Genomic DNA, 24,602 nt, shown 5'->3' on the forward strand with positions numbered 1-24,602 from the left:
GTAGCCTTTATCTAGTATATCGAAAGGAGTTTTATCGCTAAAGCTACTTCTTCCACGCGCAGTACGCGTGGTTTTTTTGTTTCAATCACTTTAGTGATTGAAACCGACTAAAGTCATTAATAAAAAAGCTGCAAAGGAAACGGAGCACACCTCCGATTTCCTTTACAGCTTCTTAGGTTACATCTGAAAGCTGAAACAGCAACTATTTTCAGATACGCCCTATAAAAAATATTAGTCTAAATTGTATCCCCATTAAAAATAGAGTTTTTCACGATAACATAATCTACTTTCCGAACAGATTCTAAGTCTTTTCCACCAGCATAAGAAATGGAAGATTGTAGATCCTGCTGCATTTCGATTAATGTATCTGATAGTTTTCCTTTATACCTAATCCAGATTTTCTTCCCTTCAACGTTCCTCTTTTCGCCTTTTTGGAACTCAGAAGCACTACCAAAATATTCTTTGTAAACAACGCCGTTCTCTACCTTGGTTTCTCCCGGTGATTCTTCATGTCCGGCAAACAGAGAACCAATCATGACCATTGTCGCACCAAAACGAACAGATTTTGCAATATCACCATGTGTACGGATACCTCCATCTGCAATGATTGGTTTGCGAGCCGCTTTCGCACACCAGCGTAGCGCAGCAAGCTGCCAGCCACCGGTTCCAAAGCCTGTCTTGATTTTCGTAATACAAACCTTACCAGGTCCGATTCCGACTTTTGTCGCATCCGCTCCGGCATTTTCCAACTCTCTTACCGCTTCAGGTGTCCCTACATTTCCGGCAATAACGAAGGTTTCAGGTAAGAATTTTTTCAAATGCTGAATCATGTTGATGACTGCATTGGAATGTCCATGGGCAATATCAATCGTTACGTAATCAGGAATCAGCTGTTGTTTGGCCAACTCTTCTACGAAACCATACTCGCCCTCTTTAACACCAACACTGATTGACGTAATCAATCCTTTTTCCTTCATTCGTTTAATGAACGGTACACGCGCTTCTTCATCAAAGCGATGCATAATATAGAAATAACCATTTTCTGCTAAAAATTCTGCAATGGTTTCGTCGATAATCGTCTGCATGTTCGCAGGAACTACAGGCATCTTAAACTCATGTGCACCTAGACGAACGGTCGTGTCACATTCTGATCGGCTGTTAACGATACATTTATTAGGAATCAACTGTACATCTTCATAATCAAAAACTTTCATAGTCACTATCTCCCAGCAATTTAGTAGTTTTTTGGAAAACACATAAAAAACGAACAAGTGAATAATAAAACGTTCGGAATTTTCATGCCCATGATAATTTACATCATTTTCCGCAGAATGTCAAAAAGAACTTAACAAAACTTATGTTATTTGCCATTTTCTTTTATTTTCTCTTCTCATTTCTACGCTTAAATCCGAACGAAGAGCTGTTTCCATCAACCATTCTTTCTATGCATCAGAAAATCTTTCTTGCTTCTTTGGACTCTGCACTTAAGTATTGTATAATTGTACTATAAACGAAGGTGAGGTAATGATAACTATGCTGACAATCGAGCAACTTAGAACAGGTGTGATTCAAGAGAATTGCTACTTGATATTTAATGAAAAATCTTTACTGATTGTGGATCCAGGTGCTGAGGATCAACGCCTAATCCGAGAAATTGAAAAAACAGGAAGAACGCCAGAAGCGATTCTTTTAACCCATACTCACTATGACCACATTGGTGCTGTAGAAAGCTTGAGAAAGCATTTTGCTATCCCTGTCTATGTTAGCCCTCTGGAGCAGGAATGGTTGGGAAATCCGCAGCTCAATTTATCCGGTCTTGCTCGTCATGATGATATGGCGGATATTATTGTACAACCGGCAGAATACGAATTTGAAATGAAGGATTATGAACTTGGCGGGATGGCATTCACAGTCGTTCCTACTCCCGGTCATTCGATTGGCAGTGTCAGCTTCGTTTTTGATGATTTTGTCGTAACCGGCGATGCACTCTTTAAGGGAAGTGTTGGTCGAACAGACTTGTACACTGGAAATCTAGAACAGCTGCTTGATGGTATTCGTACCTATTTATTCACACTTCCTGATGAGTTTCCGGCTTATCCGGGACATGGGGATGCAACCACTATCGAGCATGAGAAGCGAACAAATCCATTCTTTCAATAAATAGAAATCAATTGAGGTGTAAAAAATGACAGAAACAAAGCTTTATATTATACGTCATGGAAAAACGATGTTTAATACCATTGGGCGTACTCAAGGCTGGTCGGATACTCCTTTAACTACTGAAGGCGAGCAAGTCATTCAGCAATTAGGGGCGGGACTAAAAGCCGTTCCATTTAAGGAAGCTTATTCCAGCGACAGTGGGCGGGCAATGCAAACTGCACGAATTATTTTACAGGAGCATACTGAAGGAGAAAAAATCCCTTATCGAACCGATAAACGGATTAGAGAATGGTGCTTCGGATCGCTGGATGGTGGTTATGATGGAGAATTATGGGGAGTTGTTCCTCGTATTTTAGCCTTCAACAATTATGAAGAGATGATGTCAAAAACCATTTCTTACAGAGATTTGGCTAATGCTATCATTGCTGCAGATACAGCAGATTGGGCGGAACCATATGAAAAAATCAGAGAGCGGGTCTGGTCCGGCTTCGAGGATATGGCCCATCAACGTGAAAAAGCCGGCGGCGGAAATGTCATGGCGGTTTCTCACGGATTGACCATTTCATTTCTTCTTTCATTGATTGATGACTCCCTGCCTATGCAAATGGGCTTGGACAACGGTAGTGTCACTACACTTATTTACAAAAACGGAACATTTACCATCGATAAAATCAATGATGTTTCATACATTGAAAATGGAAAAAAAGAATTGGAGCATCGAAATCTACTCTAATTCCCTTTTCGTTTGCTAAAGCAATTCGCTTCTCATTTTTGGAGGCGAATTGTTTTTTTATAATTTTATTTTACAAAAAACGATTAAAAACCTCTTTTACCAATTCTTAATAATTTCCTAATCCCTTTACCATAATCAAAGAGAGCGCTTTACGGATTGAACTCTCAAACAGAATTTTTGTTTCCTATCTCATGCACGCTGTATAATCAATACCATCTTAAAGGGAAAGGTCGTGAGCTGCTGCTGGTAATTATTCTATTCAAAAACTATCAGCAAAAAATAGATGGAAAACTATCGTACTGTTCGCTTTTTTCAAGCTCCAACAACTTGGTATTACTTCACTTTGAGACAGGACAGTTATTTTCGTAAAACGAATCAACTCGCTCGTTAAGATCGACCAAACTAAAAATGAGGTGTAAAAAATGACAGAAACAAAGCTTTATCTAATTAGACATGGAAAAACAATGTTCAATACGATTGACAGAGTACAAGGATGGTCAGATACACCTCTAACACCGGAAGGAAGAGAAGTCATTCAGCATCTAGGTGCAGGACTTCAATCGGTTCCCTTTGAGGAGGCATACTCCAGCGACAGCGGTCGAGCAATCCAAACAGCAAAAATTATTCTTCAACAGCACCAAGAAAAGGAAAATATTCCCTATGAGATGGATGAACGAATCAGGGAATGGGGATTCGGTTCATTGGATGGCGGGTATAACAATATCCTTTGGGAGCTGCTGGCTCGACTGCTAAATGTAGATAGCTTAGCGGATATGTCCAAGGTTTCTGTATCCTATAAAGAATTGGCGGATGCCATTCTTGCAGCTGATACAACAGGCTGGGCAGAGCCCTACGAGCAAATTAGAGAACGGGTCTGGACAGGATTTGAGGACATCGCTCGAAATCGTGAAAGAAATAATGGAGGCAACGCGTTAGTTGTTTCTCATGGCTATACAATTGCCTTCTTCCTTTCACTGATAGATACTAGCCGACCAATCCAGTTCGACTTAATTAATGGCAGTGTAACAACAGTTTGCTACAACAATGGGAAGTTTACGATCGATACAGTGAATGACACGAACTATATAGAAACAGGTAAACAGCACTTCTTGCAGCACCATTGATAAGTCAGTCAAACAGCAACTACCATCAGTGAGCGTGCAAAAGAAAGCTGTTGTCCTGAAAAATGAATCGAAGAACCAGCTTCGGTTTTAGACACAAAAAAAGGTCTGGGGATTGAATAATAAATCCCCAGACCTTTTTGATAAAAGCTTCCTTTCAACACCGCGCACCTATTTCTTTAAATAGTCAACTGTATTTCTTGATTGTTGGATTTTCTTCAACGTCTCATCGTAATTATTCGATGCATAGTAAAAGAACAGGACATCAACAATATAGAGCTGCGAAATTAGGGATACCGTAGCCGCACTTCTTAATGGCGCTTCCTCCCCTTTTACAGTCAAAAGGACCGTATCACTTTGCTCGGCTAAAGCAGAATCACAATTTTCAGTAATACCAATGGAATAAATACCATTTTCCTTGGCAATATTCAGCAACGCAATCACCTCAGAGGTCTCTCCCGAGTTCGAAATACCTATAAACAAGCTTTCCTTTTCCCCGGTTCCCAAAGCAGATGCAAGAAGATGATGGTCTAATGAATAGAAAACAGTCTTCCCCAATCTAGTAAACTTTTGATAAACATCCTGTGCCACAAGTGACGAAGCACCTAGGCCATATACATAAATAATTTCTGCACGTTCGATTTCCGATAAAACGGCTTCTAAGTCCTTATCCTCCAATAAATCTGCGGTTCTCTCCAAAGCATGAACAAAACGAATATTCAGTTTTCGCTTAATGGCCTCTGCAGTTTCTTCTTTCTCTACCTCAGTATACAGTTCGGCACCAGCCGATCCAAGATTCGCTGAAACGAGCAGTTTTAGCTCAGTAAATCCATTAACCTGCATTGAATGGCAAAAGCGAATAATTGCTGCCGGACTAGAGCCTGCTCGCTTAGCTAACTCCTGTGCACTCAACGTAATCACTTCATTCGTATGTTCTAAAATATAATCGGCAATTTTCTGTTCAGATTTCGGCAGCTGCTCCCGGTAATCTTGAATTGTTAAAATAATATTTTGCTGCATAGTTGTCATTCCTCCCGCTAACCACTCAGCTGGCTGTTTCTGAATCTATTATAGCGCATAATCCCGATAAAATTCTCATTCTCTGACAAAAAAAGACAAGAATTTTCTCGTCTTTTTTTGCTTTATTTATTGTCTAATTTACTCAACTATTCTTTTATCCATCCGCTCAAATTAGTTTTTCCACTATAGAAACGAACTGCATAATTAAGAATGCCATATAAATGGATACTAGATAAGCTAAGAGCTGAACAATAATTTTTTCTAACTAGTTTTTCATATCTTTAGGAATACCAAAGAAGAAAGTAGCGGCAAAGCCACCAGCATAAGCAGCTAGCAAACCAAGTACATAAGCAAGCCATTGATTATTCGCAATCAACGGAATCAGCGCAGCACCACTTGGCCCAATTGCAATGGCGCCTACATTTCCAAACGCGCCGATAACCGCACCACCGATACCACCGCCGATACAAGCAGTAATAAACGGACGACCCAATGGTAACGTGACCCCATAAATTAACGGCTCACCGATACCCAAAATTCCAACAGGTAATGCACCTTTAATCATTTCTACTAATTGAGTATCCTTTTTACAACGAATCCATAACGCAAGTGCAGCACCCACCTGACCGGCACCAGCCATCGCCAGAATCGGCAATAGAAGAGTCTGACCAGTTTGAGCAATCATTTCCATATGAATTGGAGTCAAAATTTGATGCAGACCAAACATTACCATTGGCAGGAAGGTCAATCCCAATGTGAAGCCGGCAAACATACCGCCCTTTTCAAGAATCGTATTGATGACACCAACAAGACTGTTTGATATCACGCCCGCGATTGGCATGATAAGGAAAATCGTTGCCAAACCAATTACCAACAAAGCGATGGTTGGCGTAACGATGATATCAATAGAATCAGGAATTACTTTATGCAACTGCTTTTCCAATAAAGACAGCAGCCATACTGCGAAAATTACACCGATAATCCCGCCTTGACCGGCAGACAATGTACCACCAGTAAATAGATTTGGCAATGGTGCTTCAGCATTCATGCCAGTAAGCATCGTCACACCACCGATAATCCCACCGAGTGCAGGTGTCGCACCAAATTCACTGGCACTGTTAATCCCTGTATATAAAGCTAGGTAAGCAAATATCCCGTTTTTGATAATGTTCAACACATCAACGTATTGCTGCCATGATGCGCCGATATCACCGGCAACAATCAGGTTTGACAAAACAGCGGCAATCCCGCCGATAATCCCAGCTCCTACAAACGCCGGAATTAATGGGACAAAAATATTAGAAATAGATTTTAAAATTGCTTTAAATGGCGAATTATTTTTATGCTTTTCTTTTTGTTCAGCTTTCATTTGAGCCGCTTTTTCTTCTACCAGCTCTTTACCGCTTTTTCCATCTTCTGATTTTTCAGTTGAAGGAAAAGCCTCACCCAGCTTCACACCAGCCATATCGACCATTTCCTGCGCTACTTTATTCACAGTTCCCGGGCCGATTACAACCTGTAGCGTGTCATCCTCTACCACACCCATTACACCATCAATTGCTTTTAATTTTTCTAAATCGACTTTACTATAATCACGAACATCCATCCGCACACGTGTCATACAGTGGCGAAGCTTCTCTACGTTCTCCATACCGCCGACTTCTTCATAGATTTCCCTAGCCAAACGTTGAATCTTTTCATCTGCCATCATCTTTTCCTCCTTAATTAGAAATTGTATTTTTAATAAAATGATTGCCCTTAATTAATTTTTCTTCTGCTTCCGCTTTACTGCACTCTGTCAAAAGCATCACAATTGCCAGCTTCACATTTTCATCTGCTTTTATGAAATACGCTTCGGCAGTTCCATAATCACAACCTGTTGCTTCCATGATAATCCTTTTTGACCGTTCGACTAGTTTCTCATTTGTAGGCTTTACATCTACCATTAGGTTTCCATATACTTTCCCAATGCCAATCATAGAAATCGTTGATAGCATATTCAAAATCAATTTTTGGGCAGTACCTGATTTCAACCGCGTGGAACCTGTTAAAAATTCAGGACCCGCATCAACCTCGATTGCTGTTTCTGCATATTGGCTGATTTCTGCTCCCTTATTACAAGACAAAGCAGCGGTACCGGCACCAATTTCTTTAGCATAGGTCAGGCCGCCAATAACATAAGGAGTTCGTCCACTTGCGGCAATCCCGACAACAAAATCTGTGTCATTCAAATCTAAATCAATTAAATCCTGTTTGCCTAATTCCTTGGAATCCTCGGCACCTTCAACAGCGATTGTCATGGCTTGTTCTCCACCGGCAATCAAGCCCTGAACCATTTCAGGGGAAACACCAAAGGTCGGAACACATTCTGCAGCATCCAAGACACCCAAACGCCCACTCGTACCAGCGCCCATATAAATTAAGCGGCCACCCTTATTAAAGCTGTCAATAATTTGAACGGTTACCTTCTCAATTTCAGGTAATGCTTCTTTTACCGCTATAGCAACCTTTTGATCTTCCTCATTCATTCGTACTAATGCTTCCTTAACAGAAAGCTGGTCTAAATTCATGGTGTTCATATTTCGCTTTTCAGTTGTTAGATTTTCCAGATTCATGGTTTAAAAATCCTTTCTCTACTAATTTGAACCGAGCTCCACCTTTTATTGCTTGGATTAAGGCTCGATCTTCATTTACAATTTTGGATACAACATTAATCTTCTCGTTTCTTGGCAAGTCTCTTTTGGTGATTTGAATCTCGCCCATGTATCTGCCATATCCGATATTATCAACCGTCACGCTGCCAGCAGTACGTTCACTCGTAAACTCCAATTTAATTTCCGGAATTTCTTTAAAACGAGCATCTGCACTCCTAATAACATCTCTCGCATCGTCAAGACGATTAGAATGCTCCCCTAAAACATACGAATAATATTGACTGCCATGATTCTCAGTTTCAAGAACCAATAACGTCTGATTTAGATAAAAATCGAATTGGTTCATTGTTCGTTGATCAATTTGCGGATCACCAATATAAATACCATCAACCAATAAATTCTCCAAGGAAAGACTAGCCGCCAACGGGTTCACATGGCGATGCTCTTCTAGCGTAGGCAAGCCCTCTCTTAATGGTCCTCGTAACTCTTTATTCCCCGGGACAAAGGCATATACTCTAATGTCATTCTCCTTCAGCCAACTATTTTTTCGTTGAAAGCTCTCTTTGTCTAAGCCAGTCTCAGGACGCGGATAATAATTATGCCATGCCTCAAAATTTTTAAAATTCGCATTGGCCTCCCTCAACTCCTTGATATCCTCCATGGTTAGAGTGCTTGCATTCAAGCCGACTGTCAACTGATTGGAAAGTATAGCCATTTGCTGATTCGAAATCGCGTAATCCATGCGCAGTCCTGTAACTCCAGCTTCAAGGAGCTGATCGATTCGCTCAAACGAAAAACCGGCACGGTTTAACGCATCTCCTGAAATATCAACCATCAATGTCATTTTTTCAGACTTGGCAATTTCTCCAAGCTTCTTTAATCTATCCGAATACAGAGCAGCGTTTTCCTCCGGTATATGGAGTGAGGTAAAAATCCCCTTAAAACCGGCTGTGCTCATTTGTCTGATATAGGATTTAGTTTCAGCTGTCATATCTTGCCCTAAAAATACTGAAATACCATACATCTGCTTCACCTCCTGATTAATACGCTTTCATTATACTTTGACTGAAATAAAATTTCAAGTATTAATTTTAATAAACATTAAAAACGGAATATAATTTCAATTATAGCACTAGATTTTTGTACCACACGCATCCTTTACATCCGAACAAAACAGCGAAATTCTAAATTTTTTTCTTATGATTTCTATCGCTAGTTGGTTTTTTTTTCAGTTAACGGTATACTGTTACTGTATGTATTTTTACATATATGAATTTGACTAAATATGTAAGGAAGAAATGAGTGTTATTCCTTGTTTGACAAGAGATAGCTCCTTCTACTATTTAATACAGTTCATATAGAAAGGAATGAATCTATGTTATCAAATTTATGGAAAGCAATTGTTCTCGGCATTATAGAGGGAATCACAGAATGGTTGCCTATCAGTAGTACAGGTCACTTAATCCTGACAGATGAGTTTATCAAAATGAATTTGAGCGCCGACTTCATGGAAATGTTCAATGTTGTTATTCAGCTAGGAGCAATCATGGCCGTCGTTGTTTTATACTTTCACAAGCTAAACCCTTTTTCTCCGACAAAAACAGTGGAAGAAAAGCATGATACATGGGAGCTTTGGAAAAAAGTACTTGTTGCCTGTGTACCGGCAGGAGTTATCGGCTTGTTATTCGATGATGCAATTGATGCTCGATTCCATAACTTCATCACCGTTTCTCTGATGCTGATTATTTACGGTGTAGCTTTTATTATTATCGAGAAGAGAAACAAGAACAAAGCGCCGAAATGTACTGACTTGAACAAGTTCACCTATAAAGCCGCTGCGGTGGTTGGTTTTTTCCAAGTATTGTCACTGATTCCGGGGACATCACGCTCCGGCGCAACCATCATTGGTGCAATCATCATTGGTGCTTCTCGCTTCGTCGCAACTGAGTTCTCATTTTTCTTGGGAATCCCGGTTATGTTTGGAGCCAGCTTCCTTAAAATCATCAAGTTCTTATTGAAGGGCAACCCATTTGTCTTTTCAGAATTTATTATTTTATTGGTCGGTGCAATCGTTGCGTTCTTTGTATCAATCATTGTTATCAAGTTCTTATTGAATTACATCAGGAAAAACGACTTTACCGCGTTTGGTTGGTATCGTATTATTCTCGGTGTGCTGCTGATTAGCTATTGGCTGTTCTCATAATAGCAATCACAGAAAACAAAAAACAGCGTTCAGACCCACTACGGGTTCCTGAACGCTGTTTTTATCGTATTCAGTTCTATTTAAAGAGATTTCCAAAGAAGTCTGTAATAGAGTTCCATAGTCCTTGGAAGAAGCCCTCATTTGCTTTGACCGCATTTGTCAAATCACCAAATTTATCACCAATACTATTCAATGTATTTTGAAAGCCTTCGCTGATTTTATCCAGCTGAGCAATGGATTCCTTCGACAGTACACCCTCCGTATTCAAATACTGCTGTGCTAATGAAATCAGTTGATTGATGCTGTCTTGAGAAATGTATTCAGACAGGTCATTGTTTTTTAAGGCATTATTTACAACTTCCTCTACTTCAGCTGCAGTCACCGAATCCCCCTTTTGCTCTTTTAAATCAGCCAATTCTTTTTTGATATCAACTAAGGTCTGATTCAGTTGTGTTTGATACGCCTCATTCGCCGCTTGCTTTTCTTCTTCCGTCATATCAGAATTACTGTCTGCAGCCTCCTGTGTAATCTCATTGGCAACATCTGTCGTTGTTGTTAACTCCGTCTGCGCCAGCTGTGCCCGGTCAGAATCAATCGTATCGCCATTCGCTTCAAAGGCTTTATAGACACCTGTCAGAGCACTTTCTCCTGTTACCTTCACTACACTGCCCACCTTAATTGAAGCATCAGTGATCCCTGCCGTTACCAGTGGATTTTTATATTGATCGGCAGTAATCAATGTAATATTATCCGGTGTGACAATATCAACTGTAATCCCTGCTCCCTCATTCTTTCTTGAAACAACAACCGAGCTGAGCATCGCCGCATCATCACCGCTTCCTGAGCCTAAGTACTTAATTAAATCCGCACCAGTTGCAGTCTGAGTGTTTACTTGATCCGCTGTGATACCTAAAATATTCATCGTTTCTTGCTTTTGCGTTTCAGATAAGCCCGCCCCTGCAACAAAGGTCGGCTTGCCCCAACGTTCATCAATGACGGTATCTGTATTATCTGCAGAAACAGCTGTTGGCAGAATTGCCCCTGCTGCGCCCATTGTCAACATCATAGTCATAGCTAATGCTGCATTTTTCATTTTCATTATTTATATCCACCTTTATCATTAATTTTCACTTTAATTGCCATTGCTCCTGTCAAATCCTTTCATCACACCTAAAGTACCACACATTTTTTCTGACAAATACGCTTGTATCGAAAATCAAGCAATGTAGGGCTTGCTGCTTGTTGCCCTTTGTCACTTAGAGAGATGATAAATATAATTCCTCAGGAGTTCTCTATAATCATAGCCTACTTCAGAGAATAAAGAAAATCTCCACGTTTTTCTTTACCTATTGTTAATTATCATAGAAAAAATTTAAACTGCCTAACTGATAACTTTGCGAACCATTCTAACTCTGAGCCTTCTTTCAGCTGTTGACTGAAAGAAGATGAAACATTTTTTCTTCTTGCAAAAAGAGTAGAACAATGATTGAAACAATCGTTGTTCTACTCTTCGAGCTTCTTAAATTTTTATGGAGAATACAGCTGATTTTCGCAGTATTCTTCCTATGATCCCATATCCTTAATCTTGATTAAACGGGTAATTTCTCCCCGCTCATTTTCTTCAAGCTTCATCTTGATATAGTAAATCGTTTCTTCTAATTGAGGAATCGTCATGTATTCCAATGCATTTACCCGACGTCGTGTTTTCTCAATTTCCTCTGCCATCAGCTGACAAGTCTTTTCCACCTCTGCCAGCTCCAGAAGCTTAGGCAGAATCGTAGAAATTTTATCAAAGGAAACATCCAACTCTGCATTAGAGTTTAGATACCCATAATTCAGAGGTGACTCAACAATTTCTTCGTCGTAGTGAAAATTCATGATTGGAACCGCGACACTCATCACGTTCTTTTCAATGACATCCACTGCTACCTCACTGGCTGGAATAGACACTAATTCTTCAATGAAGGCCTCATTCAAGGTACTGCTTGCCAGAACAAAGCTTGATAAAGCACCAGTCAGCTCTTCCTCTACTTCAATACGAAGCTGATTGTTTTTTCTAACCAGTAGAATAAATTGACGAATCAGCTCATCCTGCTTATCCTTCAAAAGCTTATGTCCACGACTTGCGGTACCCAGCTGCTTTTTCAGGCGGGTGAGTTCCATACGAGTGGGGTTCACATTCAATCTAGCCATTGTGATCACTCTCCCTCAGTCAAATAAGCATCCAGCATATCATCCTTGATTCGTTTCAATTCGGTTCTTGGCAGCATAGATAACAGCTCCCAGCCCAAATCAAGTGTTTCTGTAATTGAACGGTTCTCTTGGAACCCTTGATTCACATATTCATTTTCAAACCTATCTGCAAATTTTGCATAGATTCGGTCAACATCTGACAATGCTGATTCTCCCAAAACAACCGCTAACTCCTTCGCCTGCTTCCCTTGCGCATAAGCTGCGAAAAGCTGGTTCATTGTAGGGGCATGATCGACACGCGTCTTTCCTTCACCAGTCCCCTTATCCTTCAAACGAGACAGAGACGGTAAAACATCGATTGGCGGTTGAATGCCTTTTTTGTACAGTTCACGAGACAAAATAATTTGTCCTTCCGTGATATACCCTGTCAAATCGGGAATTGGATGTGTTTTATCTTCTTCAGGCATCGTTAGAATCGGTATTTGCGTCACCGACCCTTTCAGCCCGCGAATTCGACCTGCACGTTCGTACAAGGTTGCCAAGTTGGTATACAGATAACCTGGATACCCACGACGTCCCGGTACCTCACGTCTGGCAGCAGAAATTTCACGCAGCGCTTCACAATAGTTGGTCATGTCAGTCATGATAACCAGTACGTGCATGCCTTTTTCATAGGCCAGATACTCAGCAGCAGTCAGCGCCATTCTAGGTGTAGCAATCCGCTCAATAGCAGGGTCATTAGCCAAATTCATAAACAAGACAGAGCGATCAATCGCGCCGGTTTGACGGAAATCCTCCATAAAGAATTCTGCTTCTTCAAAGGTAATTCCAATCGCTGCAAAAACCACAGCGAAATCATCATCACTATTTAATACATTGGCTTGACGCGCAATTTGTGCCGCCAATTCTTTGTGCGGCAGACCGGAAGCAGAAAACACCGGAAGCTTCTGTCCACGAACAAGAGTATTCAAATGGTCAATAGCAGAAATCCCTGTTTGAATGAATTCATCCGGATAATCTCGGCTAACAGGATTGATTACTTCCCCGTTAATGTCCACTCTTTTCTCAGGAAGAATATCTACGCCGTTATCTTTTGGACGACCAAGGCCATCAAAGACACGACCAACCATATCCTCTGAAACACCCAACTCAAGAGGGTGACCTAAAAAACGAACCTTTGAATCACGAATATTAATCCCACTGGTTCCCTCAAAAATCTGAACCATGGCTTTATCGCCATTCACTTCAAGAACCTGACCTCTTCTGATTTCGCCATTTTGCATGCGAACTTCAATCAGTTCTTCGTACTTCACGCCTTCTACTTTTTCAACAATCATCAAGGGGCCGACAACTTCATTGATTGTGCGATACTCTTTAATCATTTGTCATCCCTCCATCTGCAACGATTTGTTTGAGTGTTGTCTTAATTTCTTCAGCCAAATCATCTAAGCGGCTAATTTCTTCTTCCGGTACATATTTGCTTCGAGCAATCTTGTCACGGATTTCAGCTGTTCCATTGATAATTTCTGAGAAATAAGCATTTAAGTCTAATGCTTTCTTTCCTTCCTCAAAGAAGGTTAAGATTAGGTTCATCATTTTGAATTGCTTGTCTCTTGATGTAAATGTATCCACATCATCAAACGCATTTTGCTGCAGATAATCCTCACGCAACGACTTCGCTACTTCCAGTGTCAGACGGTCCTTGTCAGATAAAGAATCAATCCCTACCAAACGAACGATTTCTTCCAGTTGAGATTCCTCTTGGAGAATACGCATGCCTTCGGCAACCATCCCTGACCAATCTTGCTGTAGCTGTTGATCTAAATATTTTCCTACCTCTGAGCTATATAGCGAATAGCTTTGAAGCCAGTTAATTGATGGGAAATGACGTTTTTGCGCCAGGATAGAATCCAAGCCCCAGAATACTTTTACAACACGCAAGGTATTTTGGGTTACCGGCTCAGAAACATCCCCTCCGGAAGGTGATACCGCACTAATGGCAGTGATACTACCTTCACGACGATCCTTCCCTAAAGCGATAGCCTGACCTGCACGTTCATAGTATTCAGCCAAACGGCTACCTAGATAAGCTGGATATCCTTCATCACCGGGCATCTCTTCCAGACGTCCACTCATCTCACGCAAGGCTTCCGCCCAACGTGAGGTAGAATCCGCCATAATCGCAACAGAATACCCCATATCACGGAAGTATTCCGCAATGGTAATTCCTGTATAGATAGATGCTTCACGAGCTGCTACCGGCATGTTTGATGTATTGGCAATTAAAACGGTACGTTCCATCAATGATTTTCCAGTATTTGGGTCAACCAGTTCAGGAAACTCATTCAATACATCGGTCATTTCGTTTCCACGTTCACCACAACCGACATAAACAACCAAGTCTACGTCTGCCCACTTGGCGATTTGATGCTGAACAACTGTTTTCCCTGCACCAAAAGGCCCTGGAACAGCTGCTGCTCCACCTTTAGTCACTGGGAAAAAGGTGTCAATGACACGCTGTCCTGTAATCATTGGCGCATCAGGATTCAGTTTTTCAAAAATCGGACGGCTTTTACGAACCGGCCATTTTTGCATCATTGTGAACTCTTTTGTCCCCTGCTGTGTTTCGATTGTATAGATTGTTTCTTCAATGGTAAACTCTCCTGCTTTTATCTCCGTCACTTTTCCGGAAACACCAAAAGGAACCATGATTTGATGTGTAATAACGCTTGTTTCCTGTACTATACCGACAATGTCTCCGGCAGTCACTTCTTCCCCAACTGATACAGCGGGTTCAAACAACCATTTCTTCTCACGATTCAGAGCAGGGATTTTTACCCCTCTTCCCAGAAAATTACTATTTGTAACTTCTGCAAAGATATCCAGCGGCCGCTGAATCCCATCAAACATCTGAGATACCAGCCCCGGAGCCAACTCTACAGAAAGCGCCTCTCCTGTCGTGGTAACCGGCTCACCCGGTCCAATCCCTGTTGTTTCTTCATATACCTGAATGGATGCCACGTCACCGCGCATCTCAATAATTTCTCCGATTACTCCTAAGTCTCCGACATGACAGATATCCTGTACACTAGCATCAGACATATTATCCGCCATAATCAAAGGACCGGATACTTTAACGATTCTTCCTTTTTGCACTAACTTTCCTCCTGTTCCGAGAGTTAAAATCGACTGTTGTAGCGAAATCAGCTGCTCTTCTAAACAGCAGTGTTCAGGCCTACTTCATTGTTGTCTATCATTTTATAGACGATACAATGCTCGATTTTCTATGTTCTATAACTTAGAGTATATTCTGTCCAATCGCTTTCTCAACATTTTCTTGAACAGCTTGCTGGCCAATACCATTGGTTCCGGCATGGCTTGGAATCAAAATGATTGCCGGCTTCATTTTACTTTTGTAGCGGTCAATCGTCTCAACCACTTGCTCTGAAGCCTGCTCTGTAATAAAAATCACGCCATAATCCTCATCTGCCATTTGCTCAATACTCTCTCGAATTTGACGTCCTGACATACCATAACGAACATCGAAACCAAAAAGCTTAAATGGCATAACAGAATATTTGTCTCCAATTACTCCAATTTTATGAGCCATTGACTGAACGCATCCTTTCTTTCAGCTGTTCCACAGGAAAATTATTTTTCTTTCCTACAACAAGCATTCTAAGATTCTTCCACTCAACTTCTTTAGCATTAAGATAAGAAAGCAGCGGCAATGGTCCAAACGCAACGACATTCGATCTATTGAAAATATTCGTTAAATAATCATCCTTCACTTTTTCAAAAGCGACCAAATCCAGCTCGTGTGTCTCTGAGTCAACTAAAGCATGGAGCATCTCTCCATATTTTGTTGAAACAGCAAATGAAGTGAAGGCCTCTAATGACTGTCCCGCATATGGAAGAAACTCTGTTTTTGGTATACTTCCTGAGCTGGAAAGAACCGTAGAAAGGAAGGTTTCTGTCTGTCCTTGTACGATGCCTCTGGCTGCTGTGGAAATATTCGTCAAATCAATAAAAGACGTAATTTCCTTCACAACATCTTCATAACCGAGCTTTTCAGCAAGCTGACGCTGATAGGTTAGAAATGAACGATCATAAATGATATCGATTGCTTGTAAAACAGTCGATTCTTCAAGGTAATCAAGCACTTCTCTGACTGCTTCCATATAAGCCTCAGGCAATTCACTAGACATTCTTGTATGAATCGCACTTTTTATTGTTTTTAACGAATAATGTCCGTCTTCAACAAAAAGATGATCCAGGTTTTGATTGGTTACTTCAGCCTTTGTCAGAACCTTTAGATTATGAAACGTAAATCTGGATGTATAAATTGAAATGATTTCCGGCTCAGGAGCCATTTGATAAAACCATTCAAACAATTTTCCTTGTTCTTTCGAATAGATATACTCAAAATTGTCTTCAAAATCTTCCCTCAAATACTCGCCATATACCGTATTTTTCAGAATATCACGCAGCTCACTGATAGATTCAGCCTGTAGCAGCTGTTCATATTGGGCAGGACTCAAAAGCTCGGTTTCTTTGATTCGAATCAGAGGATTGATCTGGTTATATGCTGTCTCTTTCATTCCACCTGCTCCTATCTGAATAGCATTTCTGCAATTTTAAAGCTTTCTGCCTTTTGGATTTCCTGAACCAATGTTGAAAACAGGAAATTGTACTCGATACCATCTTTTACTACGACAAAGCCGCTTTCCTTTGGAATAACGGTGTCAGATAACTGAACAGTCAGCTTGTCGGTATGGAATTGATTCAACCATTCTTGGCTGAGCTTATCCTGCGAATATTCACCGGCATCCAATTGAACCTCTCCTGTCAATTGCAGGTTAGACAGAACATTGGCAGCAAAATTTTGAAAAGTTGCAGTATCCCATTCGTTCATCTTTTCGACGGTTTCCTTAAACAGCTGAGTCAAAAGCTCTTGCTTTCTGTTCAATGTTTCTTGTCGAACATCCAATTGTTGGCGATTTTGCTTTTGCTTAAACGCCTTTTTTGTTAATTCTGTATTTTTATCTAATTGATTCTTCTCTTGAATTTCTATAGCAGCAACCTGTTCATCAAAATTCTTTTCGATGCGCTCTTTTTCAGCACTTTTATAGGTTGCTATCTCGTCTTTTCCTTTTTCAAGGATCTGTTCAACGATTTTTTCGATTGCATCCATGGTTTTCCTCCTACTCGAAGTAATTTTTTACCTCTTATTTTACGTTCAATACAAGTAAGAATGAAATAACGAAGCCTAGGATTGCATACGTTTCTACCATCGCTGCGTAGATAATCCCTTTAGTTGCATGTTCAGGTTTTTTAGCCAAGATTTGAATACCTGCTGCGGCTACACGTCCCTGTGCAATCCCTGAAAACAGACCAGCGAAAGCGATTGGCAGTGAAGCAACAAAGTAATCCAATCCTTGAACCATTGTCATGCTGTTATCTAAGTTGATAAAGATTAGGAACGCAATAACGAAGCCGTAAAGACCCTGTGTACCTGGTAATAGTTGCAATATTAAAGCCTGACCAAATTTTTCCGGCTGTTCTGTTGTCAACGCAGCAGCGGCCTCACCAGTAAAACCTACACCCTTAGCAGAACCAATACCTGCTAAAATTGTTGCCATTGCCATCCCTAAAACCGCAAAAATAATGCCACCATTTTCATTAATTAAGTAATCAATCATCGTTTATATTCCTCCACTTATTTCTTCATTTTCATCTTTTCAATGTTCAAATATTTCTCTTCTGTCTTTAATGGCTGGAATGCACGTCCGCCACCTGTATAAAACTTTCCGAAAAACTCTACATACTGCAAACGAGCACCATGTACATAAGCACTCAGCAAGCTCAAGAATAAATTCAAGGCATGCAGTGCAATAATCAACAGTATCCCAACAGTAAATCTTGCAACTGGAGGCATGAATTCAACCAGCATATTAAACGCAGCTGCGATACTCCCGCCGGAAATACCCAGTGCCATCAAACGAGTATAACTGACCAAATCGCCAATGTAGCCTGTCAAGTTATATAATTCATAGAGTCCTTTAGCAATACCTTTTGCTTTAGATTTTGATTGAATCACGGGAACCGCTACGATGGATAATGCAGAGATAACCGCAATGACTGCTCCTGTCATCAGGAAACCATTATTTTTCAATACGATTGTTCCCAAGACAGCAACGAGAATCCCAATCAGAAGACCTTGCCAGGCAAAGCTGCTGCCGATACTTTCTAAATACTGTTTACGTTTAGTCAGCTCAATACCATTGACCATCAATCCTGTCATTAACTGAATAAAACCAAACGCTACAGAAAGAAGTAAAATTGTATTTACATCTTCCGTTGTGGAAAGAATTGGGAATGGCAGGTTAATGCCAAACAGACTTTCCGGGAATGTAGCACCGAAAAAGGAACCATAGATGAAGCCCCAGATAATTGTCGGAAATGACAGAATAAAAAAGAAGTCAACAAAGCGTTTCATCCCTCTTGGTAGAATCATCGTCTTTCTTGCAATCAGCGTACCAATGAGCATTAACAGCCCATAACCCAAATCGGCAACCATCATACCGAAAAATACCATATAAAACGGTGTCATAATCGGTGTTGGATCGATTTCCTCATACTGAGGCAGGCTATACATTTCCGTTAGCATTTCGAACGGTGCAACCAGTTTGTTGTTTTTCAGCTTAACGGGAATATCTTTTTGAATTTCCTCTGATGTCGGCTGTTCAAAAACCATATAAAGCTCTGACTTAGGAACCGTATCATATAACGACTCCTGAAAGCTCAGCTTTTCATCTTCCGGAATCCAGCCCTGTATCAACGAGAAGTAATCTGTATTGAGCAAATGATTTTTCGCTTCTTCACGATAAATCAATGCGTAAACCATTTCTTCTGCAAAATACAGCTCTTCCTGATGCTCACGATAAGCAGCCAGTGCTTTCTTAATCTGCTTCTCCTCTTCTACTAAAGAAGCTAATTCTTTCTTGGTTTGCTCGTAAGCTTCAGTAGGAAGAACATCATATGGGTAGTTCATCTTATCAAAGCTGAACTTACTCAACAGTACGTTGATCATTTCTTCGTTTTTCTTTAGAAAAATAAGACTATAGTAAACATGATTTGTGCTTTGGTAAATTTCCTCTGCGTATACAAACGGCAGCTGTGCCAGCTCATTTAGAAATTCCTGATTGTTGGCAACATTTAAGGAACCTGATACAAGAGAAGCATCATTCAATGTCACCTCTTGAGGAACAACATCTAAAGACTGCCATCTTGCCAGCCAATCTTCATCTGCAAGAAGCTTTTTCCGTTGATTCTCTACATCATTCAATCGCTTTTTCAGACTTTCGATTTCATTGAGGTAGGTAACGATTTGCTCTCGATTAAAAGAGTTTTCTAAGAAATCAAGCGTTTGAACTTGCCGTTTAATGCCAATCTTCTTTCCCTCTTTACTGGCAAAGTGGGCCATAAACAATAGCGCATCCTGAATCCTTAGAAGCAGTTCTTCGTAATATTTTTTGTCAAATGCCTTTCCAGACACCTGACTAACAGCAAAGTAGCTGTCGAGATATGCTTGATCCACACTTGAGTGATAGAAGTCTTTGATTTCAACGGTCTGCAAACCTTGGATTGATTGCAGAATCGCCTCTTCCTTTTCAGCAGCCGCTATTAATGTTACTTTTTCCATCTTATTGACTGCCATAAAGTTCATTCACCCTTTCTACAATATACTCAATCATTTGATTCTTGTTCCCATCATATTTTGATTGGAAGGATTTTTTCTGTTCTTCCGCATCTTTTAATAAGATATCTTTTTCTGTTTTTAGCTGTTCTTGTTGGAAATGTTCTGTTTCTTGAAGCAGTTTTTTAACCTTTTCCTGACTGCTTTTTTGCAATTGTAAAATTTCTTGATTTTTCTTCATTTCAAAATCAGTCATTTCCTGCTGTACATCTTTTTTCATTTGCTGTACTTGTTCTTCAGCCTGACGAATTTGCTCTAAAGCATCTAAAACCATTCTTTCACCTCCAACAAAGCATTGTCTTATTTGTTTTAGAAATAATCATAAGCAAGAAAATGCGTACAAAAACGACATTTTTCTTTTCTATGAAATAAGAAAAAAAGACCGAACTCAAAAAGCAGTTCTTCTCACCCCTTGAAGAACATGATCCTTGAAGCTTCCGCCCAACCATTAATTTCTTAAATTCACATAACGTTATTTTAGCAAAAAGCCCGTAGGAATTCAAATATATCAATATATATTTGAATTCCTGCAGGTTCTTTTCCTATATTATAATCGGATATTTTTGTACGCCTCAGCATTTCCATCCGTTGTTATGTCCATTATATTTTCAACAACTAGCCAATCATCCATGTTTTTTTGCCTGTCTAAGTACATAGGAGCAATCATTTCAGGCTGTTCAATCTCAATCAGGCACAATACCTTCTTTCCATACCAGCGTTTTTTCTGTGCAGCAGACAGTTGCAGCTGCTCTTGCTTTGCTTCCAAAATTTCAGTTGATTCTTCAGCAGTCATCTTCTCAGAATTGAACACACTTTTGACAAAAGCTGTCCCCTTTATCTCACCAGAACCATTGTTCTCGATAAAATAAAGCTTTTCTCCCGCAAATACTCGGCTATGGGGCAGCTTTCTTCCAGCAGCGCCCCGAACAATTACCGTCTTTTCCCCTGCCATAATTTTGTCAAACACCTTTGATTTTGCATCTGTGTACACGAGATGTTCCATTTCTTCCACCAGCTTCCTTTTTCTTTTAGTATAAACAATATCTTAGCTGTAGTCTTTACATTTTACGGCTAAAAATGTAATGTCTGGAAAAAGCTAATTTAGAAACGTCTATATTTGTTTCATAAAAATGAAAAAGAATCTGGAACATAAATAGTTTCCCAGACTCATCGTGTACCCATATCCGAATAAACGGTGGGACAGAAGCAACTTCTTCGACAATAAGCTGAAATTTAGCAAAAATTTGTAATACAATTTTTGTAAATTCCGTCTTATTGCTTGAAGCTAACCGCTTCTGCCCCAACCTCTCCTATATTCACTTTTTACTTTGCTTCATCCTTCGTTGTTGTCACAACCAGTACATCACAAGACGCGTGATTGACCACATAAGAGGTTGTTGAGCCAACTAAGATTCTTTCCAAGCCATTCAACCCAGTTTTTCCAATAATCACTAAGTCAATGGTTTCTTCAGCCTCAGAAAAGTTTGCCAGCAATGTTTTAGGATATCCATATACAACATAGGTTGCTACATTATCTAGGCCACCTGCATGAGCAAAGTCAACTCTTTGCTGCATCTTTTCCTCTTCTTTTTTTCTTAAATCTTCCATAGCATTGGTAACGGATATGGTCAACTCTCCAAAATAGTTGCCGATTTCTTCAATCACATAGACCACATGAAGCTTTGCCTGATTTCGTTTAGCGATTTCAATCGCTTTTTCAAATGCCTGGTCCGCCTGTGGAGAACCGTCAACTGCCACTAGAATATTTTGATAATTGTTTTCCATAGTAAATCCCTCCCTTTACTCTTTCATTTTACTATGAAACGACTGAAACACAAAGGATTCTCTGTTTTTTTCTGAAAAAGTCCACATCGAACCGCATCCTTTGCACAAAGAATGGATAGTAGCTTCAAATTGCGCATCACTACGCTGTGGTTTCTTCTATTTTATACACCCTCAGGCAAAATATTGCCAAAATCTTTCAACTGTGGTATTATTACTTCAGGATTTCGTTATTATATTCGTTGCCTTTCACTGAAACTTTGATGGAAGGAGATGATAGTATGACATTCAAAACAAACAATGTTAGTTATCGTGTAGCATTTGATACAAAGAACAATATTTTTATGGTTTATGATGCTAATGACCATAACAAAGTAGCTTACGGTATCACAATTAAACAAGCTGTACGTCAACTAAAAGAAACTGCTTAAGGAGCTAAACAGTTAAAATGGATGATTTGAGTAGTACTACAGATTAAAAGGGTATCAGTCTAAGGAATAGAACTGATACCCTTTTTTGTTTGTCTTTTTTTATTTTTTGAAAAAACCTTTTACTTGGTCGGCGATGTCGTCCATCTTAAAATCAGGAAGGGATTTTTTCAGCTTGTCATACTGCTCACCAATCTCATCCTTGTGCTCCTCCAAAAAGCTTTTTGCCTTCTCGATATTTCCTTTACTGATTAGTTCTTTTGCTTGTTTGATTAATTCATCTTTGTTCATTTCTTTCTCTCCTTTATTCCATTCATCAAACTATCATTTTAACCCATAACAACTACTAATAAAACATTTTTTTAGAAAAGCTGACCGAACTCGTGAAGCTAGATAGAAAAGCGGAACAAGTTGCTTCGCTCATGTGCGATATAGGACCCTGACTCCTAATTGGTTAGCTCCTTTTAAACAGAATGACTGCTTCCACCCTCGCTAACCCTTGATATCTCTGAAATTATAGCAAAAAAAATAAGCTATAATGCCTCCCCAGACGTCATAGCTTATCCTGCACTTTCTAGCTTTGTTTCATTTATTTGTAGCTTAAATTTCTTGTTACCAGAAATATAATATTATCGTTTTGATCTAGCGGAATCAATCCGATAATCACCTGTAAATCCTGGCCCCCTTGCTCAAATATTTAAGAAAGGAATGTGTTTTTATCTATCCAATTCTTAAGTAAAGAATAACAAACAAATATGAAGAAATAAAGAGCAACGCTCAATATTTGTTAAATTTGCAAAAATAACTTCAATTATGAGCAAAAAAAAGAAAAAGTGTCAAAAACATGCAGTTTTTTATGCTATAAAAACAAATTAACAAACAAAACCCTTTATACGAAAGGTTTTTACATGTTTTTTCTACAAAACGATATCATTTCGCTTTTTTACATAAAGATTGCGAAAATTTCAAAAAGAATAGCAGTCTCATCTTTTTGAGTCAACTATTCTTTTGAAATATTTCTTTTTTTCAAAAAAACTAGTACTTGATCTGTTCGAACAGAAATTACTTGCACTTTTACCAAATGAGTAAGGAAATGCATTCAATTCCCCACACGTTTATTCAAGTTTTTTTCTCAAAGTTTAAGCTCTTCCTCTGAGTCTGCTTACAAATTCCCTTGCATGCTTCAACATCATGTATAGCTTATATTTACCCGGATTAAGAATTACTCTAAACGTTCCTACCTTCTCTTCCGCATAACCATTAAAAGATTCTTTGAATTTTAGGATGCCATCAGAACCATCAAATACCCCTTCAATTCCATAAAAATTATATAATGGAATTTCTTTATCTACAGAATATCGCAGCATTTTATCTTGAATTAGAAATGGTGCATATAGTTTTTTATACTTCTCTTCTGTTCCTGAAAATAGATAAACAGTTTCATGTGGACAGGTTAGGAATAACGCACAGGCTAAAGATACAGCCTCCCCATTTTCCTGCAGCATCTGTTTCCCTTCGGCGATTCTCTTTTCATAGGTTGAAAGCTCATCCGTAAATTCCCGTTTTTGGTTGTTCTTTTTCCGACTGTTCGGATTAACCACTAAGAAGGTTTCTACATCCGCAAGCTTCTGCTCCAATTGTAATTTTTGCTTCTCCAAACTGTCCAAATAGTTTTGAAAATTGATTTCAGCTACTACAAACTTCGCCCGTTCGCCATAGGCCTGATAGACCGCTTGATAATAATCCAAGGTTTTATCTGTAAAGTTTCTCCGGACACTAGTCCTTTCCGTAATCTCTTTGAACAGTGACAGCTCTTCGTAGGACAGCTCTCTTGTCGTAATACCAAAGCTTTTAGCTTTATTAAGACTGTATTTTGCATCTTTATTATAAGATTTTATTAATGTTGCCTCTGTCAGACCCGTCAAATCCTTTTTATAAATCCATTGAGGATTACCATCCGAGGAGTAGCCTTGCGAAAAGCCCTCATGAACAAACTGCTGTGTCTTAAAGAAAGAGATGAGCTCCTCATTCTTCTCTGTCAGCAGATTTCCTCGATAATCATACGTACCGTATGGACGATTTGGTGTCACTGTTAAATAAAGCCCGTCGTTCGCCTTTACGTAGGCTTTAAGCTGAGTTAGAAATTCAGCTGTCATTGCGTCATTATCTGCCAACTCCAAGCCATCAATATCAAAAACAAAACCAACACCCAACTTTGCTTTTGTCATAATTGCAGCTAGTGCAACTGTTCCGTTCTCATCCTTCAATGCAGGGTAAAACACCTCTGCACCTCTCAGACTTTTTAAAGCACCCATTTCTTGCGTTTGCAAATAGTTTCCTGAATCCGACTGATTGGTATATGCTCCAAATTCATTTTCATTCAGTAAACAAAATTTATACATTCAAACTGCTCCAATCTCTTTTATAATCATATTGCTTCGATTTCGATTATGTATATAACATTCATATAGTTTTAAGCTTAACGTTCTCTATTATAACTAGTTCTCTCCCCTTTACGCAATTGATTCCACTAAAAAAGATGATTTCTT

At 39.6% G+C, this 24,602-nt stretch carries 24 protein-coding genes and 1 other annotated feature; of the genes, 5 read left to right on the forward strand and 19 right to left on the reverse strand.

What is annotated here, in order from left to right; genetic code table 11:
* Positions 1-236: 236 nt before the first annotated feature.
* Complete coding sequence (guaC, locus tag IW510_RS17665; protein ID WP_202061876.1) at positions 237-1,214, reverse strand: GMP reductase; 978 nt, start codon at positions 1,212-1,214, stop codon at positions 237-239.
* A 319-nt stretch (positions 1,215-1,533) separates the two neighbouring features.
* Here guaC and IW510_RS17670 point away from each other — a divergent pair, with 319 nt between their 5' ends.
* From IW510_RS17670 to IW510_RS17680, 3 genes are all read left to right on the forward strand, one after another.
* Positions 1,534-2,160 (forward strand): MBL fold metallo-hydrolase, encoded by a 627-nt coding sequence (locus IW510_RS17670; protein ID WP_202062009.1) that lies wholly within the window; start codon positions 1,534-1,536, stop codon positions 2,158-2,160.
* Between the two features lie 25 nt (positions 2,161-2,185).
* A complete protein-coding gene (locus tag IW510_RS17675) occupies positions 2,186-2,893 on the forward strand; it encodes a histidine phosphatase family protein (RefSeq protein WP_202061877.1) in 708 nt (235 codons plus the stop codon).
* A 422-nt stretch (positions 2,894-3,315) separates the two neighbouring features.
* On the forward strand, positions 3,316-4,017 hold the full coding sequence (locus IW510_RS17680; RefSeq protein ID WP_202061879.1) for a histidine phosphatase family protein: 702 nt from the start codon (positions 3,316-3,318) through the stop codon (positions 4,015-4,017).
* 168 nt (positions 4,018-4,185) lie between these two features.
* Here the strand turns inward: IW510_RS17680 and IW510_RS17685 are convergent, their stop codons facing one another.
* From IW510_RS17685 to IW510_RS17700, 4 genes are all read right to left on the reverse strand, one after another.
* Positions 4,186-5,034 (reverse strand): MurR/RpiR family transcriptional regulator, encoded by an 849-nt coding sequence (locus IW510_RS17685; protein WP_202061881.1) that lies wholly within the window; start codon positions 5,032-5,034, stop codon positions 4,186-4,188.
* A 265-nt stretch (positions 5,035-5,299) separates the two neighbouring features.
* Positions 5,300-6,742 (reverse strand): PTS transporter subunit EIIC, encoded by a 1,443-nt coding sequence (locus tag IW510_RS17690; protein WP_202062012.1) that lies wholly within the window; start codon positions 6,740-6,742, stop codon positions 5,300-5,302.
* Between the two features lie 13 nt (positions 6,743-6,755).
* Positions 6,756-7,649 carry an N-acetylmuramic acid 6-phosphate etherase gene (gene murQ / locus IW510_RS17695; protein WP_202061882.1) on the reverse strand — a complete coding sequence of 298 codons (894 nt, stop codon included), beginning with the start codon at positions 7,647-7,649 and terminating at the stop codon, positions 6,756-6,758.
* Positions 7,624-8,712: a DUF871 domain-containing protein gene (locus tag IW510_RS17700; protein WP_202061883.1), complete on the reverse strand. Its 1,089-nt coding sequence runs from the start codon at positions 8,710-8,712 to the stop codon at positions 7,624-7,626. Before IW510_RS17700 ends, murQ begins: the two co-directional genes overlap by 26 nt.
* 351 nt (positions 8,713-9,063) lie before the next feature.
* Between IW510_RS17700 and IW510_RS17705 the strand changes: the two genes are divergently transcribed.
* Positions 9,064-9,891 (forward strand): undecaprenyl-diphosphate phosphatase, encoded by an 828-nt coding sequence (locus IW510_RS17705; protein WP_202061884.1) that lies wholly within the window; start codon positions 9,064-9,066, stop codon positions 9,889-9,891.
* 76 nt (positions 9,892-9,967) lie between these two features.
* Here IW510_RS17705 and IW510_RS17710 read toward each other — a convergent pair whose 3' ends face one another.
* The 12 genes from IW510_RS17710 to IW510_RS17765 all read right to left on the reverse strand — a co-directional run bounded on the left by IW510_RS17710 (position 9,968) and on the right by IW510_RS17765 (position 21,628).
* Positions 9,968-10,990, reverse strand: coding sequence for a DUF1002 domain-containing protein (locus tag IW510_RS17710; RefSeq protein ID WP_202061885.1), 1,023 nt, complete (start codon positions 10,988-10,990; stop codon positions 9,968-9,970).
* 464 nt (positions 10,991-11,454) lie between these two features.
* On the reverse strand, positions 11,455-12,084 hold the full coding sequence (locus tag IW510_RS17715) for a V-type ATP synthase subunit D (RefSeq protein ID WP_202061886.1): 630 nt from the start codon (positions 12,082-12,084) through the stop codon (positions 11,455-11,457).
* Positions 12,085-12,089: 5 nt separating this feature from the next.
* Positions 12,090-13,466: a V-type ATP synthase subunit B gene (locus IW510_RS17720; protein WP_202061888.1), complete on the reverse strand. Its 1,377-nt coding sequence runs from the start codon at positions 13,464-13,466 to the stop codon at positions 12,090-12,092.
* Positions 13,459-15,240: a V-type ATP synthase subunit A gene (locus tag IW510_RS17725; protein WP_202061890.1), complete on the reverse strand. Its 1,782-nt coding sequence runs from the start codon at positions 15,238-15,240 to the stop codon at positions 13,459-13,461. Before IW510_RS17725 ends, IW510_RS17720 begins: the two co-directional genes overlap by 8 nt.
* A 142-nt stretch (positions 15,241-15,382) precedes the next feature.
* Positions 15,383-15,694, reverse strand: coding sequence for a V-type ATP synthase subunit F (locus IW510_RS17730; RefSeq protein WP_202061892.1), 312 nt, complete (start codon positions 15,692-15,694; stop codon positions 15,383-15,385).
* Entirely contained in the window at positions 15,684-16,685 is a 1,002-nt protein-coding gene (locus tag IW510_RS17735; RefSeq protein ID WP_202061895.1) for a V-type ATPase subunit, read from the reverse strand. The genes IW510_RS17730 and IW510_RS17735 overlap by 11 nt, the downstream gene beginning before the upstream one ends.
* A gap of 11 nt (positions 16,686-16,696) precedes the next feature.
* The gene (locus IW510_RS17740) at positions 16,697-17,278 is read right to left on the reverse strand and encodes a V-type ATP synthase subunit E (protein WP_202061896.1); all 582 of its coding nucleotides are present in this window, start codon (positions 17,276-17,278) and stop codon (positions 16,697-16,699) included.
* A gap of 34 nt (positions 17,279-17,312) precedes the next feature.
* The gene (locus IW510_RS17745; protein ID WP_202061897.1) at positions 17,313-17,786 is read right to left on the reverse strand and encodes a V-type ATP synthase subunit K; all 474 of its coding nucleotides are present in this window, start codon (positions 17,784-17,786) and stop codon (positions 17,313-17,315) included.
* Between the two features lie 17 nt (positions 17,787-17,803).
* The gene (locus IW510_RS17750; protein ID WP_202061898.1) at positions 17,804-19,804 is read right to left on the reverse strand and encodes a V-type ATP synthase subunit I; all 2,001 of its coding nucleotides are present in this window, start codon (positions 19,802-19,804) and stop codon (positions 17,804-17,806) included.
* Entirely contained in the window at positions 19,791-20,117 is a 327-nt protein-coding gene (locus tag IW510_RS17755; protein ID WP_202061899.1) for a hypothetical protein, read from the reverse strand. Before IW510_RS17755 ends, IW510_RS17750 begins: the two co-directional genes overlap by 14 nt.
* Positions 20,118-20,242: 125 nt before the next feature.
* Positions 20,243-20,290: a sequence feature (sodium ion sensor (DUF1646 type); this cis-regulatory element may regulate processes involved in with the transportation of sodium ions), on the reverse strand.
* A gap of 100 nt (positions 20,291-20,390) precedes the next feature.
* Positions 20,391-20,846, reverse strand: a complete 456-nt coding sequence (locus tag IW510_RS17760) for a hypothetical protein (protein ID WP_202061900.1) — start codon at positions 20,844-20,846, stop codon at positions 20,391-20,393.
* A 320-nt stretch (positions 20,847-21,166) separates the two neighbouring features.
* The gene (locus IW510_RS17765; RefSeq protein WP_202061901.1) at positions 21,167-21,628 is read right to left on the reverse strand and encodes a universal stress protein; all 462 of its coding nucleotides are present in this window, start codon (positions 21,626-21,628) and stop codon (positions 21,167-21,169) included.
* A 278-nt stretch (positions 21,629-21,906) separates the two neighbouring features.
* On the opposite strand from IW510_RS17765, the gene IW510_RS17770 reads away from it, so the two are divergent.
* Complete coding sequence (locus IW510_RS17770) at positions 21,907-22,056, forward strand: hypothetical protein (protein WP_202061902.1); 150 nt, start codon at positions 21,907-21,909, stop codon at positions 22,054-22,056.
* A gap of 99 nt (positions 22,057-22,155) precedes the next feature.
* On the opposite strand, the gene IW510_RS17775 is transcribed toward IW510_RS17770, so the two are convergent.
* Positions 22,156-22,344: a hypothetical protein gene (locus IW510_RS17775; RefSeq protein ID WP_202061903.1), complete on the reverse strand. Its 189-nt coding sequence runs from the start codon at positions 22,342-22,344 to the stop codon at positions 22,156-22,158.
* Positions 22,345-23,192: 848 nt separating this feature from the next.
* Positions 23,193-24,455, reverse strand: a complete 1,263-nt coding sequence (locus tag IW510_RS17780; RefSeq protein WP_202061905.1) for an aminoacyltransferase — start codon at positions 24,453-24,455, stop codon at positions 23,193-23,195.
* Positions 24,456-24,602 lie beyond the last annotated feature (147 nt).

The organism is Enterococcus sp. BWR-S5, from assembly GCF_016745255.1.
Taxonomy (GTDB): domain Bacteria; phylum Bacillota; class Bacilli; order Lactobacillales; family Enterococcaceae; genus Enterococcus_L.